Genomic DNA, 17729 nt, shown 5'->3' with positions numbered 1-17729 from the left:
GCCGACGACAACGGCCGCCGGTCGTGCGGAAGGTGGGACTTGAACCCACACGCCCTCAGGCACAGGAACCTAAATCCTGCGTGTCTGCCAATTTCACCACTCCCGCGAGTGCGATCAGTCTAGTGAGAGGCATCGTCGCGGAAGCGGCGATGGCCGACGGTTCCCGGCGGTCTCGCGGCTAGCCGTCACGGGTGTCGTTCGTGGCTGGCGCGATCGGGTGCGGGCTGGGTCCGCGATGCGGCACGCGTGCCTGCCTGGTCTCCTCCCCACGAGGGCGACTGTGGAGAGCGCTCCGCGCGCAGGCGGCGCTCGTTGCCAGGATGCGTCGCATGAACCCGCCTCCGATCGCGACGCCGCCCACCGGCCGCGCCGTCGTGGTCGAGCGGGTGCGTGAGCGGCTGCGCTCCGAGCGCACCGACGCGTCGCGGCATCCGGAGATCGTCGCCGACGTCGTGCGCGCCGAAGTGCGGCGCTTCAACGATCAGGCGCTCGCGCGCGGCGCGGCTCCGCTCGACGACGAGCACGCCGCGGTGCGTGCCGTGCTCGCCGCGGTGAGCGGATTCGGGGTGCTGCAGACCTATGTCGATGACCCGACGGTCGAGGAGATCTGGATCAACGCGCCCGACCGCGTCTTCATCGCGCGCGGAGGTCGCAGCGAGCGTGTCGCGCTGACGCTCACCGATGAGGGGGTGCGTGACCTCGTCGAGCGGATGCTGCACACCACCGGCCGCCGCGTCGACCTCAGTCAGCCGTTCGTCGACGCGTCGTTGCCCGACGGCAGCCGTCTGCACGTCGTGATCCCCGATACTGGTAGCGCCGATTGTTGTTGAGTCGCGAATTGACCAGATGTCGGCTGGCTTCCGGGTGGTGGCTGGCCACCGGCCGATCCGTGATTGATCAGCGCATACTGTATAGTTCAGTGCATGCTGACCATTGCTTCACGCCTCGATGTCATGAACCGGCTCGGCCGGGCCATGGCAGACCCGACGCGTTCCCGGATCCTGATGTCCCTGCTCGATGGCCCGAGTTACCCGGCTGTGCTCTCGCGCGAGCTGGAGCTGACGCGCTCGAACGTGTCGAACCATCTCACGTGCTTGCGTGACTGCGGGATCGTGGTCGGCGAACCGGAGGGTCGTCAGACCCGTTACGAGATCGCCGACCCGCACCTCGCCGCCGCGCTTGTCGCGTTGGTGGATGTCACCTTGGCTGTCGACGAGCACGCTCCGTGCGTGGACTCGGCGTGCACGGTGCCGGGGTGCTGCGGAGCGGGGGCTGACGCGTGAGCGCGGCGTGCGGCTGCGAGCATGAGCCTGCCGCCACGGCGGGCGAGGAACACGAGGAGGCCGAGCGGCCCTGGTGGAGGGACCGGAGGGTCATGGTGCCGGTGTTCTCCGGTGTCGCGTTCCTGGCCGGTCTGGTCTTTGAGTGGTCCGGCCTCGCGATCCCGGCGCTGGTGCTGTTCTGGATCGGTCTCCTGCTGGGTGCGTCGACGTTCACGCCCGGTGCGATCCGGAAGCTGTTCAAGGGCAAGCTCGGCATCGGACTCCTGATGACGATCAGCGCTGTCGGCGCGGTGATCCTCGGCTACGTGGAGGAAGCCGCAGCGCTGGCGTTCCTGTATTCGATTGCTGAGGCCCTGGAGGACAAGGCGATGGACAGGGCCCGCGGGGGTCTGCGGGCGTTGCTGAAGCTCGTTCCGGAGACCGCGACCGTGCTGCGCGACGGCGGGTCCGTGGAGGTGCAGGCGAAGGAGCTGACGGTCGGCCAGGTCATGGTCGTTCGTCCGGGCGAGCGGATCGCGACCGACGGGATCGTTCGTGCGGGGCGTTCCAGCCTGGACACGTCGGCGATCACCGGGGAATCGATCCCGGTCGAGGTCGGGCCCGGGGATGCGGTGTCGGCCGGCGCGATCAACAGCTCCGGCGCGCTGGAGGTCGAGACGACGGCGGCGGGCACAGACAACTCGCTCACGACCATCGTCGAGTTGGTGGAGCAGGCGCAGACGGAGAAGGGCGAGCGGGCGCGTCTCGCGGACCGGATCGCGCGCCCGCTGGTGCCGGGCGTGCTGATTCTCGCTGCGCTGGTTGCGCTGATCGGGTCGCTGCTGGGCGACCCGGAGGTGTGGATCACCCGCGCGCTCGTCGTGCTGGTCGCCGCCTCTCCCTGCGCGCTGGCGATCTCGGTGCCGCTGACGGTCGTGGCCGCGATCGGCGCGGCGAGCAAGTTCGGCGTGATCATCAAGTCGGGTGCGGTGTTCGAGCGGTTCGGTGCTGTCCGGCACGTCGCTGTCGACAAGACCGGCACCCTGACCCGCAACGAGCCGACGGTTACCGCCGTCCTTACCGCCGACGGCGTGACCGAGACGCAGGCGTTCGCCTGGGCGGCAGCGCTGGAACAGCACAGCACGCATCCTCTCGCTGCGGCGATCACCGCGGCAGCGCCGGGTGTTCCGGCGGCTGCCGGCGTGACCGAGCAGGCGGGGCACGGCATCGAAGGCACCGTCGACGGGGCGAGGATCATAGTCGGCAGCCCCCGCTGGCTTGACGCCGCTGGGCTCGGCGACCGGGTGGCGGTTCTCGAGGAGAAAGGGATGACTGTCGTGATCGTGCACCGTGACGGGGCACCTGTTGCCGCGATCGGCGTCCGTGACGAACTGCGACCAGAAGTCCCCGAAGTCGTCCGCACCCTCGCGGATCAGGGCATCGAGGTGACCATGCTCACCGGCGACAACGCCCGCACCGCTCGTGCACTGGCTGCGCAGGCCGGGATCAATGACGTGCGCGCGGAACTGCGTCCTGAGGACAAGGCGACCGCGATCGGCGAGCTGTCGAAGGCGGGATCGGTCGCGATGATCGGCGACGGCATCAACGACGCTCCGGCCCTCGCGGCCGCCGACATCGGCATCGCGATGGGCGCGACCGGCTCCGATGCCGCGATCGAGTCCGCCGACGTCGCCTTCACCGGCCACGACCTGCGCCTCATCCCGCGGGCGTTCGACCACGCCCGCCGGGGACGGCGGATCATCAACCAGAACATCATCCTGTCGCTGCTGATCATCACCGCGCTGCTCCCGCTCGCCCTGTTCGGGGTCCTGGGTCTCGCCGCCGTCGTCCTTGTCCACGAGATCGCCGAGGTCATCGTGATCCTCAACGGGCTGCGCGCCGCCCGCACCCGCACCCCACGGTTGGAGAGCTGATGCTCGCGACCATCGGCTCCGCGATCGGTCTGTTCGCGGCGACCAACATCGACGACATCGTCGTGCTCACCGTTCTCTTCCTCGCCTCCCGGCGCGGGAGCCCACGACCCTGGCAGATCGTCGCGGGCCAGTACCTCGGGTTCATCACCCTGGTCGTGATCAGCGTGGTCGCCGCCCTCGGCTTGACGATCGTCCCGGACGAATGGGTCGGGTTCCTCGGCCTGATCCCGCTCGGCATCGGCATCTGGACCCTCGTGCGCGGCCTGCGCCGCAACGGAGACGACGATGACGACGACCACAAGATCACTGCGGTCGGGCTGTGGGGCGTAGCGGGGATCACCATCGCCAACGGGGCGGACAACATCTCCCTCTACACGCCGATCTTCCGCACCAGCACCCCCGGCGACGTCGCGATCATGATCGTCGTGTTCCTGATCCTCGTCGCCGTCTGGTGCGCCGCTGGCCGACTGATCGGGACCCACAAGGCCGTCACGGAGACGCTCGAGCGCGTCGAGCACTGGCTCGTTCCCGTCGTCTTCATCGGCCTGGGCCTGTTCATCCTGATCGAATCCGGCGTCATTGTCCGCCTCTTCGAGGTCCTCGCATGACCCCGGACGCGAAAACTGACGTTGAGCGGGCGTCGGAAGAGCAGTCGCAGAGAGGGCGCTGGCGGCTCACGGCCTGGGCGCTGCTGATCGCCGTCCTCGTCGTCCTGGTCGACCAGGGGACGAAGGCGTGGGCCGAGGCCGCCTTGTCGGAGCACGAGCGGATCCCGTTGGTCGGCGACCTGCTGGGCCTGCAGCTCGCGTACAACCCCGGAGCGGCGTTCTCCTTCGGCGAGGGCTCCACCTGGGTGTTCGCTCTCATCGCCGTCGCGGCCACCGTCACTGCGATCGTATTCGCGTTCCGCGTCCGACGCCCTGGGTGGGCGATCGTCATCGGCGCGCTCGGCGGGGCCGCCGCCTCGCACGCCGGCGACAGGCTCTTCCGTGCCCCAGGATTCGCTCGGGGGCACGTCGTGGACTTCCTCGCCTATGGCAACTGGTTCATCGGGAACGTCGCCGACATCGTGATCGTCACCGCCGCGATCGCCGGAGCGCTGTTGATGATCCGCGGCACCGAGAACTGAGAGGACCTTCATGGAGATCACACTGCAGTACTTCGACGGCTGCCCGAACTGGGAGGTGCTCGATCACCGGCTTGCTCAGGTCGTCGAGGGTCGAGCGGATGTCCGCGTCGCCCATCAGCGAGTCGAGACCGCCGAGGACGCCGCCCGCCTCGGGTTTCACGGGTCTCCGACCGTCCTCGTCAACGGCGTGGACCCCTTCGCGGAGGAGGGTGCGCCGGTGGGGCTCGCCTGTCGAGTGTTCCGCACCCCTGCCGGGCTGGCAGGGTCACCGACCGTCGATCAGCTGCGCGAAGCGATTTCCGGCCCCGGCTCGGACGTGTGATGCTCGTTCAGGCGTGGGTGGAACGAAGCGCCGGGTAGTCGGACCATTCACCGCCGGCGAGACGCGACCATGATGCAGCGGACGCCGTCGTGATGCCGAGGAGATCCGAGACGATCCGGGGATGCAATTGCCGGGTGAGCTCGATGAGCGCTGTCGTGCGGGCGCTCCCGGCAAGCAAACCTTCGGTGCGAAGACGGCGGCTCAGCGGGCCCGGGGTGAGGTGACGGCCGGGGTTCCTGCCGGGGAACAGCCATCCTTCTGGGTGGTGCTGGGCAGCATCGACAAGTTCGACGATGGCGTCGCCGAGGATCTCGGGGAGCTCGATCGGCTCGGCTCCGACGGTGAGTGTTACGGGCTGCGAGCTCGTATTGACCTGTGTCCGTGTGATCGTGACGATGCGGGTCAGTTGTATTCCGTAGAGCAGCACGAGGAGACCTGCGGCCCGGGTCTTCGGGTCCAGGTCAGGATCGGACAGGAACCTGCGGGCCATCTGCCAGCGGTGGTCGGAGGCGTAGTCTCGCCCTTCGAGGCGGTGGGCTCGGAATTCGACCCGAAGGGTGCTCAGCCGGTGCTTTCGGAGCCAGCGAGTGAACGGTGCCAGCGCGTCGCGTTGGCTGGGCGAACCGGTCAGATAGGCGTCGAGCCGGCGCTGCGGGAACGTCGCCGGTGTCTCCTGTTGCGCCCGGATCTCTCCAAGGAGCGCGGCACAGTACTTCAGCGCGGCTCGTTGCCTCTGGAAGCCGGCGGCGGGGCTGGATTGGCTGCGGGTTCGAGTGGACCGGAGGAGCTCCCAGGTGCAGTAGCGGCGGAGGATCAGCCGGTCCTCGGGGTGGTCGATGTCGTCGAGCCAGTCGTTGAGCCAGTGGTTGAAGCGTGTTGCTTCGACGTCGAGCGCCGGGAGCACTCCTGAGCGGACCAGAAGCGAGAGGAGGAACGCGACGGCCTGTCCTGACTGGGCTCGGGTAATGATCGCCTCGGCGGTGAGCGGCAGGGCTCCGTCCGCGAGCTCGCGGAGTACGCTCGCGCATTTACTCTTGTGCAGCCAGCGTTCCAGCGACGCCGCCTTGCTGTGATGCGTGAGCAGGTAGTCCGTAAGAGGGTGAAGATCCGTCCGAATCTCTCCCGTGTCGTCGGCGAGCAGCTGCTGGATCGCGATGGGCCTGCGGCACTCGACGCAGAGGTGATGCTTGCGGATCTCCTCGATCGAGCCGCAGCCAGGACAAGCCATCGTTACCGGCGCACCCGCGCAGTCAGCACAGACCTTCTGATCATTCATGAACCCGGTGAGGAACACCCTGCGCCCGCACTCGGGGCAGGGCTGGGGTCTGCGCATCGCGTAGTAGCAACGCGCGCAGACCCGTCGCCCGTCAAGGTGGGAGGCGACGCGGCCAGGCTCTCCGCAGAGACCGCAGGTCTTGATCGGTGCGGTGTAACAGGCCAGGCAGACAAGTTCCGGGCGGCGGACGATGATCGTCGCATGCTGACCGCACCGCGAGCAGTCGCCGAACGATCGAGGGTCGGCTCGCCAGCAGTCGCGGCAGAAGCGCTGCCCGTCGATCGTGCGCTGCACGGGTCGGACCCGGCCACAGGAAGCGCAGGAAACCGACCGGGCGTTCCGCTCGCATCGGGAGCAGTGCCGACCACCGTTCGGTGTCTTGTGTGGCAGACGGACCGCGCGGCCACACGACTCGCACGTCGGCAGGACGACCATGCCTGCTCCGTCGTCGACGAGCGCACGGGCCAGGTCCTGAACAGTCACCGGCACGTTCGCATGCCGCCCCTCGAGGACCCCCGGCTGCTTGATCAGCGCAAGCTCAAGAAGCCGCTGCGTCAGCGGCACCGGCGCGACTGAATGCACGATCTCGACGAGACGCTCGGGCGAGATCTCGGGAACAAGGGGGCGTACGAGGTCGACGACTTCCGCGACTCGCGGCTGCTGCGGAGGCTTCGCCACCGCGGCTACTTCGTCCGCGGCCGGCGGATCGTCGCGCGAACGGGGCGGAGATCGCCAATCGACCCGCGCGTCGCTTCTTCGCCCACGGCAACCGGGGCCGAGGCCTCCCGGCGAGTGATCGTCACGAGATCGTCGAGTGAACACTCCAGCGCATCGCACAGAGCAGCGAGGACGTCGAGACGCACCCGCTGGGGTGGCTGCGTCACCAGCCGATACACCTGCTCTCGGGACAGGTCGATGCCGCGGTCCTCGAGCAGAGGCTTCAGCTTGGAGGTCTGGAAGATCCCGCGCGAGGCCATCACACTGCGCAGATTCCATCCGGTATCGAGCTCAATGGTCATCAGCTTCTCCTTCGATGAGGGCCTTCAGGGCTTCGGCGAGCACCCGGTTCTTGTAGTCCGAACTGACAGAGGCGTAGATCGAGGTCGTCGACGCGTGCATGTGCCCGACCTGCTCCTGGACGAATCGATCGGCGTAGCCGAACTCCAGCAGGTGCGTCACATAGGAATGCCGGAGGCTGTGCAGCGTCAAATCCTTCGACAGGCCGGCCTCGTCCCGCAGCTCCGCGAATCTTCGGTCGAGATAACCGGCGGACAGACGCGTGCGGCGCTCGGTCACCCAGAGCGCGTCGAGGTCATCTCCGGGCGCGAAGCGCTCCCGGGCCTGCTCGAGCCATTGCTGCATGCCGGGCACCCACCAATCGAACTCCGGCACCAGCAGCACCGTGCGCCGTCGTGGTGCGCCGCCGCCCGCGGCCTTCGCCCACCGCACATGGATCGCACCAAAGCGCCCCCACTGGCGCATCTTCGCGTTGTGGTGCAGATCGACGGTATCGAGCATCACCGCCTCGGTGCGGCGCAGACCGAACGCGTACACCGTCTTCAGCAACTGGGCATCCCTCAGCGCGCCGAGCGCGCCCTTGCGGCCCGACGCCACGAGCAGCTCAACGCGGGCGTCGGCCGTGTCGAACAGGCGCTCCACCTCGTCATACGTGAACGGGCGACGCTTCCCATCGCCTTCGAACTCGAACCGGTGCGCCACTGTGTTCCACGGCAGACACACTTGCGAGGGGACGTCCCCGAACTCGCGATCGCAGATCTCCATCCAGTCGTACAACGGGTTCGTGAGGTAGTCACAGAACCCACGGATCGACCCATGATTGGCGCGCATCGTCGACAGCGTCCGAGTCCGGCCACCGGACTCCGCAGTGAACTCATCCACATCCGCCACCGTCCATTTCCACGGCGGCTTGTCCACGAAATCACGGAACCGGGTCACCGTCGCCGTCCGATTTCGGATCGTCTGATCACGAAGCCCCCGTGACAACTGCTGGTTCCGCCAGCCCTCGATCATCGCGTTGAAGACCTGCTCCTCAGGGTTCGCCAGCGCGACGTTCGAAGCTGAAGTGATCAGTCGAAGCGCCGCTGGAGAAGCCCCAAAGTCTTGCATTAGATGCAACAAAGTATGGGACAGTGCATCACCATGTCAACTCAGGACTCGGCATCCGCAAGATCGCGCTGTTATGGTCAGAGCAGTTCGGCACCGAACAAGACGAATAGGCGTCGTTTGCAAACGTGAACAGTTGCATTCACTGCAACACGCGATGGTTCATCACGCGGCGTCACTGGTCGGTGAACATCCGCAAGTTCCTTCCGTCCTTCGGCGGGCTCGGCGACCTCGTGGCGGCGGGCTCCCTCGACGCGCAGCGTGCCGACCTGCTGCACACGGCCATGCGGGCGGGACGCAGCATCCTTGTCTCCGGTGCCACCCATGCCGGGAATACCACATGGAGTATCTGACCTCAGTAAGTCCGTGGTGGAGAGCGACACCTAGGACGATTTCTGACCCTCGGCGTGTCGCGACCCGGATCTCGTGTGCGTTCGCGGTAAAAGTGGGATCTGGAGGATCAGATCGTGAGCACAACGCTAGCGGGAAGGATCGAACCGAGTTTCCTGTTTCAGGCCGGTTCGACGGACTTTGCTGCTGCCGTTGCGCAGGCTCGTGAGACTCCTGGTGCCGGCGTCGTGCTGACTGGCTCCGAGGTCGGCAGCTTGCGCGGACTGTCCGAGTCAGAGCCTGATCTTGTTCTCGTTGTCGACGACGGTAGTTGGCGTGATGCGATCGCGGATGTCGACCGCCCGCTGTCGAAGGTCGCCGACGACGGGTTGTTTGGCCTCAGTCTGGATGAGTACACCGCTGCGCTTGTCGACGCGGGAGCGACGGCGGTGCTGTCTCCGACGCGAGCGATCCGTCGCGAGGGGTGGCAGCGCACACTGGCGAGTCTGTTCATGGAGCTCGACAAGGCGACGCGTCCGGAGCTGATTCCCCATCTCCCGCTGCAGTCGTCCATCCTCGACGAGGACAATCTCGTTGCTCTGCGGCAGGCCCTTGATGAGTTTGGGCGCCCGGTCTCGATGACACTTCTTGGCGGCCGAGACTCGATGGTTCCTAATGGGCGGTTGGCGTCTCTTCGCCACCTCGTTGCTGATGGGTGGGTGCAGCGGCTGTTCGCGACGGAGCCACTCATCGCGGCCGACACGTTCGCTCACGGCGCCGCGTCGGTCGCGGTCGGAATCAACAGCGGCCTTCGGGTTCCGTCGATGCCAGGTGGCGGGGGCAGGCGCTCGCGTAACTTCGAGCTGGGTGTCTTTCATCGTCCGATCATGGAGATCTGCACGCCGACGGTGTTCGCGGAGATGTACGCGTCACGACCGGATGCGCCCTCATGCACAGAGTGCGGGGGACGTTCGTTGACGATCTATCGACAGCGGGAGTACGCAGAATTCGTCGAGCACAACCTTCATGCCTTCACCGATCACCACAACGAGGTCGCTGCGCTTGATCCGCAGCTCCGCCGCGGGTGGCTCGCACAGGAGCGGGCGTCTGCGTTGGCTGGGCACCCGCTGGCACTGGTTCGTGGAGCCGGGGGCCCGAACAGGACGCTCGTGCAGCTGGTCGAGCTTGACGGTCTGACACCCGAGTTCAGTGGTGCGGGAGCGCGCTGAGCCAGTGGTCGTAGGCTCGCTCGTGGAACGCCCACGTCGCCGGATCTAGATCGTTGTTGACGGGGATTGGCTCGACGAGTTGTTCGTGAACGGGCCCGGTGGTGATTACCAGGCCGACCCCGAGGGCGCTGGCTTCGAGCGCAAGCTCTCCAAGCCCCGTTCTCGGCCAGGGGGTGACGACGCTCACCGGGCTGACGGCCCGGAATATCACCGCGCGGTTGAACGCCGCTCGAGCATCGCGAGCATGAACTTCGACCTTGATCACACGCCCGGCTGGACGAGCCGGCAGTGCTGAGCTCAGATCTCCAACTGGAGCTAGCTCGTCCGCCTCAAGGTTGTGAAGAGCATCGTCAAGAAGATCTAGCCGGGTCACGGCTCCCATCCCGATGCTCGCTCTCCGCTGGTGCTCTGCCAGATCCGGGGCGAAGAACGCGTCACCAACCGCGCCGCTCAGGCGAGCGGCGCCAGCGAGACGGTCGAGCGTGGTCATCTGGGAGATAGGTGATCCCATGCTCTCCACCCTATCTCCAAATGGAGTAATCTGGACTTTCCAACACACCAATTGGAGTTAGCTTGGGTGCGATGTTCACGACGACCGGTTTGGCGAACCGGCTTGGCGTGAGTACTTCCACGGTTACGAACTGGACACAGCGATCCCGTGATCCGCTCGCATGCTCCGGCACTGGACGTGAGCGTCGGATCGATTGGGACGACTATGTCGCGTTCGCGAGCAAACACCCAGGTCTTCGTGGTGTCGCACGTCAGGCCGCGTCGGTGGCCGACGGTCAGAGGCCGGAACTCGCGTCGACGTTGCAGACGCTGGAACGCGTCTTGCAGCAGGTCGAGTCCGTGATTGAGGACGCTAAGCGTACCGGGGATGCTTCCAAGGGCTTGAGGCGACAGATTCGCCAGGTTGTTCGTAGCCTCGAGGGCGTCGGATAGCACCCCGACAGAGCATGCTCAGGTGGCGGCGTAACCGTCCAACGGCGAAATTCCTCGAGCTGTCTCGTGGGGTGGACACGTGCCGCCGTAGACGCAGTCCGGGTAAAACGCACAGACGACCGCCCGGCGAAAGGACAGACTCGCTCCCCACCGCTCCTGAAGGTCTGGCCCTGCGAGCGACAGGACTCTTGCCCTGCGGTGTGCGCTGAGAGCTCGGAAACCTTCGCAGAGAACGGTCGTCTGGGGGACCCGACGCTCGAGATACTCAGCATGATCGAGTTCCCCCGCGCCAAAATCTTCCGCGAGGAGAACGAGCCGACGACGAGCTTCCCGGACACTGCGGAGTATCTGATGCGCGCACGGCAGATGTCCGATCCGCTCCCTGTTCAAGAGGTTGAAGACCTCGGCCTCGACTTTGGCGTCCAAGAACTTGGCATCGAGGGTCGGTCCGCCGCATCGGACGGTCGCGGTGCGGCACGAGTATTCTCGGCGCCCGAGCCGGTTGACGCCGGAAACGAGGCGACCAGTGCATCGAGGGCAACAGACGATGCCTCCCAGAAGGCTCCGGGACGAGCGCGAGGCCGCGATGCCCGGCAGCAGCAACTGGGCTTCGACGAGCGCTGCCTCATCGGCAGTGATGATCGCGTCCCAGCGTCCTGGGGTTTGTGGCTCGCGCTCCGCCGTGAGGCGCCGCCGGTGCAGTCGGTCGCTGCCGAGAATCGACCGGATGGTGGTCGCGCCCCACCGGTCGCCGCCGATCGGCGTTCGGACTCCCGCTCGGGTGAGGTCTCTGGCGATGACAACGGGAGTTAGCCCAATCAGATAGTCATCCACGATACGACGGATGACCCTGCCCTCATGTGTGTCGAGGGAGCCATCGCGCCGGTATCCGTAGTGGCGTCCGCCGTGCAGTAGTCCGCGTTTGGCGCGTTGTTGTTGAGCGCGGGCTACTCGGGCGCCCTTGTGGGCGGATTCGTAGTGCGCAAATGCGACGAGCTGGCGGGCGAACAGGCGTCCTTCGTGCCGATTGAGGTCGAAGGACCCGCCCTGCACGGATTCCACGCGGATCGGGTTGGCATCGAGCAGGTCGAGGAGCTGCTCGAGCTCTCGCGGCTTGCGGTAGAGGCGATCGAGATGCCAGACGATCACGGTGGTGGTCGCTGACTCTTCGAGCTGCCGCAGCAGCTCTTGGTAGGCGGGGCGTGCTCGGTCTTGGTAGGCGGAGACGGCTTCGTCGGCGAACTCGATCATCCGCGCGTAGCCGAGCTCGTGAGCCAGCTCAACGCAGTCGGCTCGTTGTTGCCCGATGGAAGCGTGTTCGCTGGTCCGGTTGGCGGAGATCCGCAGATAGATCAGGGCAGTCGTGGTTCCGATGGGGCTCTCCGGGGTGAGCGCAGCGCGTACGTCAGCCTCCCCGCGCGAGCTCGCCGGATCTGATCTGACCTTCGGGTGCGTGGTTGGTTAGGGGCGGTAGGTGATGCGAACCCGGGACGTGTCGAAGCTGCGTCCCGGTCGGCCGGGAGCGATCCGGAGTTTGGCGATGAACGTCGTGATCACGGCGCGGCGGTCGGTGACATCGAGTGCATGCCACCAACTCTCGAGCGCTTCCCGGTTCCCGACGGGTGCCGCATACAGGCCGATCGCTCCCTCAGCAGCGACGAGGCGCCGCTCAACGTCGCGAAGCGCTGAGCTGGCGGCCTCGATCCCGATCTGGTGTTCACGGCGCGTGATGACGCGGTGCTGATAGTCCTGATCGAGTTGACCGATCCGAACATTGATGTTCGCGACCTGCCGCAGTAGTGCGTTCGTCGATGGCCCGTCTCTCCCGGCCGGAGGGTGGGCGAGGCGGCGCAGAACGCGGTCGGTGACGTAGTCGTCGAGGTGGGCGGTGTTGATACTCAGTCCACCCCGTTCAGGGCGGGAGGGGTCATTTTGACATGTGTACCGCCGGGTGTCGCTGGTGGGGGAGAGCTTTCCGGTGATGGTGAGTCCGGCGCCGCACTTCCCGCAGCTCGCGATCCCGCCTAACAGAGTCGGGCGTGCCGGTGTGGTGCGCCGGCGGGTGGGATCGGCGAAGATCGCCCGGATCTGCGCGGTCTCCTCCGGGGTGATGATCGCTTCCCAATCACCCGGACCGAGGATCTCCCGCCCGCCCGCGGGATCCGCGCGGGTATCGGGAGCATAGGCGCGTTTCCCGGAGATCCTGGCGGAGGACAGGATGCTGCGCACGGTGTACGGATGCCACAGCCCTGACGTGCCGGTGCCGGCGCGTAGGGGTGGGATTTCGGAGCGGTTGAGCCAGGCGGTGATGGAGCGGAGGGATTCGCCGGCGAGGAACCGGTCGGCCATCTGCCGGATCACCGCCGCCTGCTCGGGGATAAGGACCCCGCCGGGTCCGTATCCGTACCGGGCGGGGCCGTGCCAGACGCCTTGCTCGGCGAGGCGCTTGTTGGCTCGTTTGACGCGGTCGGACTTGTGTCCGGATTCGTACGCGGCGATCGCGACGAGCTGGCGGGCCATGAGGCGGCCCTCGGTGGTGTTCAGGTCGAACCCGCCACCACGCACGGCCTCGATCCGCATCGGGTGCTGCTCGACGAGGTCGATCAGGTCCTCGAGCTCACGGGGCTGCCGGTAAAGGCGGTCGACGTGCCAGACGATGATGTGCGTCACCCCGGCCCGCACCTGCGCGACGAGCGCGTCGTATCCGTTTCGTCGGCCCCCATCGAACGCGGACACGTCGTTGTCGATGAATACCTGCGGATCAGTGAACCCGAGCTTCGCGGCGTGGGCGAGGCAGTCTTCTTGTTGGCGTTGGATGCCGGCTTGTAGGCCGGTGCGGTCCTGCGAGATCCGTAGATACACCGCCGCCTGACTCATGCCAATTCTCACTCTCCGCTCGTGACGAGCGTAGAGCGGCAAGCGTGTCCGGGGTTCCGGGCCGGCGCGCCGGCGGTTTGCGGAACCTGTGAGGTGTACATGTTGGAGGCGTATCGTCAGGTCATGGATACGCAGAAACGAACGAGCGGTGTAGATGCCGCGACGCTGGGCCTGAGATCGGTGCTGGTGGGTTCGTTGCCTGCAGCGCTGATGACTGAGGATGCCCCGGATCGATACACGGTGGAGGCCGTGTTCAGTCGTCGTCCCGAGCGGGAAGAGGTGGCGCAGATCCTTGGGAGCGAGACTCGTGACGTTTTGGCGAGTTCGGGTTACCCGACGGTTGAGGTCACGGTGTCGGATCGCCGTTTGGAGATCGCGAACACGAACCTGGAGGAGTTGCGTGATGGGTTGGCGCGTGTCCTCGCGGATCGGCTCTCCGAGATCAGCACAGTCGTCCGTGCGACGCGGGAGGCAGCGGCCGCGAGGTTCGAGGATGCGGCCGCTAGCGAGCATGTACGCGCAAGCGCGGTGACAGCGCTGGCGGCGTCCGTGACGTTCATGACCTCGGGAGACACGGAGACGGTGTCTGCATCCCGTCAGGAGGGCGGTCGCTGACGCTCGCCTGGTCGATGCCTCGACTTGCCGGTCAGCCGACTCCCTTTCCTCTGCTCATGCAATGATCGCGACGGCATCACAGCTCACGGCGGGAGCTCACGCGGCCGTCGTCTACAACCCGGCCAAGATCTCGATCGATCGAGTGCGCCCTGCCGTCACGGCGCAACAGCGCTCACATGGGTGGGAGGAGACGCGTTGGTTTGAGACGGCCAGTGAGGACTCCGGCCGGTGTGCTGCCGAGCAGGCACTCGCTGGCGAGCCCACTGTGGTCATTGTCGTGGGCGGTGACGGCACGGTGCGGGCCGCTGCGGAGGTGATGCAAGGTACCGGGATCCCGATCGCGTTGGTGCCGGCAGGTACCGGGAATCTTCTCGCCCGGGATCTCGGCGTACCGCTGAATGACATCTCCGCGTGTGTCTCGGTCGCGTTCTCGGGCGAGCTTCGCAACGTTGATGTGGGGGTTGCCGAGCTCGAGGAGCTGGCCGGTAGACGAGCTTCCCATGTGTTCATGGTGATGGCCGGAATCGGGTTGGACGCGGCGATGGCGCAGAACACCAGCACGATCGCGAAGAGGCATCTCGGCTGGTTCGCGTACGTCGCCCCGATCGCCCGGTCGATCATCGCGAACCGCCTCTTCCACCTCGATTACCGGATCGACCGAGGCCGTGCGCGGTCGACGCGCGCGCATACGGTTATCGTCGGTAACTGCGGAACTCTGACGGGAAATATGCTGTTGATCCCGGCCGCGGTCATCGACGACGGTCTGTTGGACGTGGTCATGATGCGCCCGCGAGGACGCTTCGGATGGGCGCGGATCGGGACGCGCCTCACTCTGCAGGGCATCGCCCGCCGCTCCCGGCTCAGTCGGGAGTTGCTCCGACGCGCGCCAGTCTTCCACGCCCTCGCGTATGTGCAGGGAAGGCAGTTCGAGGCGCGCTTCGAGACTCCGCACCTCGTCGAGCTCGATGGTGACAGCTTTGGTCATGCCATCCGTGTGCGCGTCAGCGTGCGTCCGGGCGCGCTCGGTGTTCGGGTCACCGCGCGGGCGAACCCGTCTGGGTTCGCCGAGCCGTCAGGCTGAGGCGCCTGAGGTGCACGCGAGGCGGCGCTGGCTGTCAGACGCAGAGATGTCTCGGTGTGTCCGAGAGTTTCCGCGGAGGGCTGGCCAGGGCACGCTTCGGTCCCGCGCCGCGGCGAGACGGTTCTACCGGGGCGGGCGTGTCTCGGCCGCGCCGGTCAGGGGTTGTACAGCGCGGCGTGACAGAGTGAAAGGGTGCTCCGCCTCGGTGATGGCATGTCAATCCGAGGGGAGGGCGTTCATGCCCGGATGGTGGGAAGAGCTTGTTCATATCGTGACGGGACATGTCAGGCGTCACGATGACTTGCCCGATCTGCGAGGTTTGCCGTCGCGCTCGGTCGCGTTAGAGCGCACGCACTATCTCGTGAATGATCGCGAACGTCGGGACGGTGAACGTCGCGCCTACGTGCTGCGCTCTGAACCGGGCAGGCAGCGAGCGCGGGGGGATGTCGGCGTCTTCGCCAACGGACGCGGCGTGGGCTATCTGCCGAGCCGTGCAGCGGAAGAGGTTCGTCCCTTCCTGGAGCAGATCGGAGGGGCCGCGATCGTGAACGGTGCTGGCGTGAGGACCGGGAGTATCCGACTATGGGTGGATCTGCCTCTGTCGAGCGCGCTGTCCGAGTTCATCGGGGCGGGTGCCGCTCACGGAACACCCCTTGATGACGGCGGGTGTCCCGCAGAAGAACCGCTGTCGAACCGACAGCGGTTCGCCCGTTTCAGTCGCTCGGGATGACCAGCCCTGACTCGTATGCGGCGACGACCGCCTGGGCGCGGTCTCGGATCTGCAGTTTCGTGAGAATCCTGCTTACGTGGCTCTTCACGGTCTGCTCGGCCAGCACGAGTTCCGCAGCGATCTCCTGATTGGACAGTCCCCGCGCGATCAGTACAAGCACCTCACGTTCCCGCGTGGTCAATGCGGTCAGCGCGATGGGTTCCGGTGTCGCTTCTCGCGCGCGCACGAAATGCTCGATCACCCGCCGGGTGACCGCCGGGTCAAGCAGGGCGTCTCCTCTGGCCACGATCCTGACGGCGGTGGCGAGTTCGGAAGGTGGGGAGTCTTTGAGCAAGAAGCCGCTGGCGCCAGCTCGCATGGCTTCGTAGACGTACTCGTCGATGTCGAACGTGGTCAACATGAGGACATGCGGACGTTCTTCGGCCGCGGGGAGCGCCATCAACTGTCTGGTGGCATCGATGCCGTCGAGGACGGGCATCCGCACATCCATGAGGACGACGTCGGGTTTCAGTGTCTGAGCGAGCGTGACCGCTTCGGCGCCGTCGGACGCGGTTCCCACGACGTCGAGGTCGTCGGTCGCGTCGAGCAGGGCGGCGAAGCCGGCGCGGACCATCGCCTGATCGTCGGCGATCAGCACACGGATGCTCACTGCTCAATCTCCCTCGCGTGTGGCGGAGCTTGTCTGAGGGGGAGCGTGACGTGCACTTCGTATCCCCCTGTGGTGATGGGGCCGTATTCGACGGCGCCCTTCACGGCGGCTGCGCGGTCGCGCATGCCGAGCAGCCCGTTGCCGCTATTTCTCTTCGTCTCATCGTCACGGACCGTCGTTGGAGAGATGGGCGGAGGCGTGTTGGCGATGACGATATCGATCTCGGCGCCGCGTCCGACACGTATTTCAGCTTGCGTACCGGGCGCGTGGCGGATGATATTGCTGAGCGCCTCCTGCACGATGCGATATCCGGTGACCCCGACGGCCTCGTCGACGTTGTCGTCCGTGAGAGCGTCCATCCCGTTCAGGCGGACGTCAAGGCCCGACTGTTGTGACTGCTCCACGAGTCTCGGGATATCGGAGAGTCGTGGCGTGGGAATGCGGGGGAGTGGCGCGTCTGGATCTCGCAGAACGCTGAGTAGCGAGCGCATCTCGGAGAGGGCCCGGCGGCTCGATTCTGCGATCTCGTCGAACTCTTGCCGCAGTTCGTCGCTCGCGCCCGGATGTCTGACTGTTGCGCTGCTGGCCTGGATGGTGATGATCGACATGCTGTGCGCGATCACGTCGTGCAGTTCCTGGGCGATCCTGGTCTTCTCCTCGGCGAGCATCCGGCGGGCGCGTTCGCCCTCGGTGAGCTGGCGTTCGCTGGCGAGTTGGCGGCGGATGGCCTGCCATTGCCGTGACACGATGCCGGCGGCGAGCGCGGTCCCGCCGATGGAGGTGAACACGACGAGGTCGATCGCCACGGTCTGCTGATCGCGCGTCTGCCCGGAGAGTGCCGCGACGACCCCGGAGAACACGAGCACCACGATCAAGGTGCCGGCTCCCAGCGGCCAGGGCGCGCGAAATCCGAGCAGCGCGAGGACCAGCCCTTGGGTGATCATGGTCGTCACCGACCAGGGCCAGGGGGCGCCGCCCGCGTGCGCGGACGCCATGATCGTGACGGCGCCGACGACGGACAGGGGAGCTGCGATCCAGGGGCGGATCAGCGCGATCGGTACCGCGGACACCTGCACGAGCACACCGACGAACAGCACGAGAAGCGCTCCCCGGTACACGGTCGCGCCGAGAGGCACCGACACGGCGAGCAGCGCGACGGCCGTCGCCGTCGCGCTGATTCGCAACCAGCCTTCCGGGCGACGGGCCAACCTGCCGACCATCATGCTGCC

The 17729-nt window shown here is 66.5% G+C and carries 20 protein-coding genes and 1 tRNA gene; 12 read left to right on the top strand and 9 right to left on the bottom strand.

All coding sequences use genetic code 11. The features are described 5' to 3' along the window. Positions 1 to 24: 24 nt before the first annotated feature. Positions 25 to 106 (bottom strand) — tRNA-Leu (locus BGO15_RS11885). A 223-nt stretch (positions 107 to 329) separates the two neighbouring features. Between BGO15_RS11885 and BGO15_RS11880 the strand changes: the two genes are divergently transcribed. From BGO15_RS11880 to BGO15_RS11855, 6 genes are all read left to right on the top strand, one after another. Beyond that, a complete protein-coding gene (locus tag BGO15_RS11880) occupies positions 330 to 830 on the top strand; it encodes an ATPase, T2SS/T4P/T4SS family (protein WP_056207200.1) in 501 nt (166 codons plus the stop codon). A gap of 93 nt (positions 831 to 923) precedes the next feature. Then, positions 924 to 1283: a Cd(II)/Pb(II)-sensing metalloregulatory transcriptional regulator CmtR gene (gene cmtR, locus BGO15_RS11875; RefSeq protein ID WP_056207198.1), complete on the top strand. Its 360-nt coding sequence runs from the start codon at positions 924 to 926 to the stop codon at positions 1281 to 1283. Then, the gene (locus BGO15_RS11870; RefSeq protein ID WP_056207196.1) at positions 1280 to 3196 is read left to right on the top strand and encodes a heavy metal translocating P-type ATPase; all 1917 of its coding nucleotides are present in this window, start codon (positions 1280 to 1282) and stop codon (positions 3194 to 3196) included. The genes cmtR and BGO15_RS11870 overlap by 4 nt, the downstream gene beginning before the upstream one ends. Continuing rightward, entirely contained in the window at positions 3196 to 3804 is a 609-nt protein-coding gene (locus BGO15_RS11865) for a cadmium resistance transporter (protein WP_056207194.1), read from the top strand. Before BGO15_RS11870 ends, BGO15_RS11865 begins: the two co-directional genes overlap by 1 nt. After that, the gene (locus BGO15_RS11860) at positions 3801 to 4325 is read left to right on the top strand and encodes a signal peptidase II (RefSeq protein ID WP_082483053.1); all 525 of its coding nucleotides are present in this window, start codon (positions 3801 to 3803) and stop codon (positions 4323 to 4325) included. Before BGO15_RS11865 ends, BGO15_RS11860 begins: the two co-directional genes overlap by 4 nt. Before the next feature lie 10 nt (positions 4326 to 4335). Next, complete coding sequence (locus BGO15_RS11855) at positions 4336 to 4647, top strand: DsbA family protein (protein WP_056207192.1); 312 nt, start codon at positions 4336 to 4338, stop codon at positions 4645 to 4647. A gap of 7 nt (positions 4648 to 4654) precedes the next feature. Here the strand turns inward: BGO15_RS11855 and BGO15_RS11850 are convergent, their stop codons facing one another. From BGO15_RS11850 to BGO15_RS11840, 3 genes are read right to left on the bottom strand one after another with little or no spacing between them, the layout of a single operon-like run. Continuing rightward, entirely contained in the window at positions 4655 to 6601 is a 1947-nt protein-coding gene (locus tag BGO15_RS11850) for a site-specific integrase (RefSeq protein ID WP_235557483.1), read from the bottom strand. A gap of 5 nt (positions 6602 to 6606) precedes the next feature. Then, a complete protein-coding gene (locus BGO15_RS11845) occupies positions 6607 to 6942 on the bottom strand; it encodes a helix-turn-helix domain-containing protein (RefSeq protein WP_056207187.1) in 336 nt (111 codons plus the stop codon). Continuing rightward, complete coding sequence (locus tag BGO15_RS11840) at positions 6932 to 8050, bottom strand: tyrosine-type recombinase/integrase (protein ID WP_273190858.1); 1119 nt, start codon at positions 8048 to 8050, stop codon at positions 6932 to 6934. The genes BGO15_RS11845 and BGO15_RS11840 overlap by 11 nt, the downstream gene beginning before the upstream one ends. Positions 8051 to 8175: 125 nt before the next feature. On the opposite strand from BGO15_RS11840, the gene BGO15_RS11835 reads away from it, so the two are divergent. Continuing rightward, the gene (locus BGO15_RS11835; protein WP_056207185.1) at positions 8176 to 8400 is read left to right on the top strand and encodes a hypothetical protein; all 225 of its coding nucleotides are present in this window, start codon (positions 8176 to 8178) and stop codon (positions 8398 to 8400) included. A gap of 114 nt (positions 8401 to 8514) precedes the next feature. Continuing rightward, positions 8515 to 9606: a hypothetical protein gene (locus BGO15_RS11830; protein ID WP_056207183.1), complete on the top strand. Its 1092-nt coding sequence runs from the start codon at positions 8515 to 8517 to the stop codon at positions 9604 to 9606. Here the strand turns inward: BGO15_RS11830 and BGO15_RS11825 are convergent. Beyond that, the gene (locus tag BGO15_RS11825) at positions 9584 to 10096 is read right to left on the bottom strand and encodes a hypothetical protein (protein ID WP_156454830.1); all 513 of its coding nucleotides are present in this window, start codon (positions 10094 to 10096) and stop codon (positions 9584 to 9586) included. The two genes, BGO15_RS11830 and BGO15_RS11825, sit on opposite strands and share 23 nt — an antisense overlap. A 92-nt stretch (positions 10097 to 10188) precedes the next feature. On the opposite strand from BGO15_RS11825, the gene BGO15_RS11820 reads away from it, so the two are divergent. Continuing rightward, positions 10189 to 10548, top strand: coding sequence for a hypothetical protein (locus BGO15_RS11820; protein ID WP_286748356.1), 360 nt, complete (start codon positions 10189 to 10191; stop codon positions 10546 to 10548). Positions 10549 to 10566: 18 nt separating this feature from the next. On the opposite strand, the gene BGO15_RS11815 is transcribed toward BGO15_RS11820, so the two are convergent. After that, complete coding sequence (locus BGO15_RS11815; protein ID WP_268768936.1) at positions 10567 to 11895, bottom strand: recombinase family protein; 1329 nt, start codon at positions 11893 to 11895, stop codon at positions 10567 to 10569. Between the two features lie 114 nt (positions 11896 to 12009). Then, a complete protein-coding gene (locus BGO15_RS11810; protein ID WP_162237871.1) occupies positions 12010 to 13467 on the bottom strand; it encodes a recombinase family protein in 1458 nt (485 codons plus the stop codon). An 81-nt stretch (positions 13468 to 13548) separates the two neighbouring features. Here BGO15_RS11810 and BGO15_RS11805 point away from each other — a divergent pair, with 81 nt between their 5' ends. From BGO15_RS11805 to BGO15_RS11795, 3 genes are all read left to right on the top strand, one after another. After that, positions 13549 to 14040 carry a hypothetical protein gene (locus BGO15_RS11805; RefSeq protein ID WP_056207301.1) on the top strand — a complete coding sequence of 164 codons (492 nt, stop codon included), beginning with the start codon at positions 13549 to 13551 and terminating at the stop codon, positions 14038 to 14040. A 61-nt stretch (positions 14041 to 14101) separates the two neighbouring features. After that, complete coding sequence (locus BGO15_RS11800) at positions 14102 to 15121, top strand: diacylglycerol/lipid kinase family protein (RefSeq protein ID WP_056207176.1); 1020 nt, start codon at positions 14102 to 14104, stop codon at positions 15119 to 15121. Positions 15122 to 15359: 238 nt separating this feature from the next. Continuing rightward, the gene (locus tag BGO15_RS11795) at positions 15360 to 15851 is read left to right on the top strand and encodes a hypothetical protein (protein ID WP_235557484.1); all 492 of its coding nucleotides are present in this window, start codon (positions 15360 to 15362) and stop codon (positions 15849 to 15851) included. Here BGO15_RS11795 and BGO15_RS11790 read toward each other — a convergent pair. Together BGO15_RS11790 and BGO15_RS11785 are read right to left on the bottom strand one after the other, a co-directional pair. Continuing rightward, positions 15835 to 16500, bottom strand: a complete 666-nt coding sequence (locus BGO15_RS11790) for a response regulator (RefSeq protein ID WP_056207174.1) — start codon at positions 16498 to 16500, stop codon at positions 15835 to 15837. The two genes, BGO15_RS11795 and BGO15_RS11790, sit on opposite strands and share 17 nt — an antisense overlap. Further along, entirely contained in the window at positions 16497 to 17723 is a 1227-nt protein-coding gene (locus BGO15_RS11785) for a sensor histidine kinase (protein ID WP_056519984.1), read from the bottom strand. Before BGO15_RS11785 ends, BGO15_RS11790 begins: the two co-directional genes overlap by 4 nt. Between the last annotated feature and the right edge of the window lie 6 nt (positions 17724 to 17729).

Source organism: Microbacterium sp. 71-23, assembly GCF_001897265.1.
Classification (GTDB): domain Bacteria; phylum Actinomycetota; class Actinomycetes; order Actinomycetales; family Microbacteriaceae; genus Microbacterium; species Microbacterium ginsengisoli.
The sequence above is the reverse complement of the archived record's forward strand: the minus strand, read 5'-3'. Positions and strand labels throughout refer to the sequence as shown.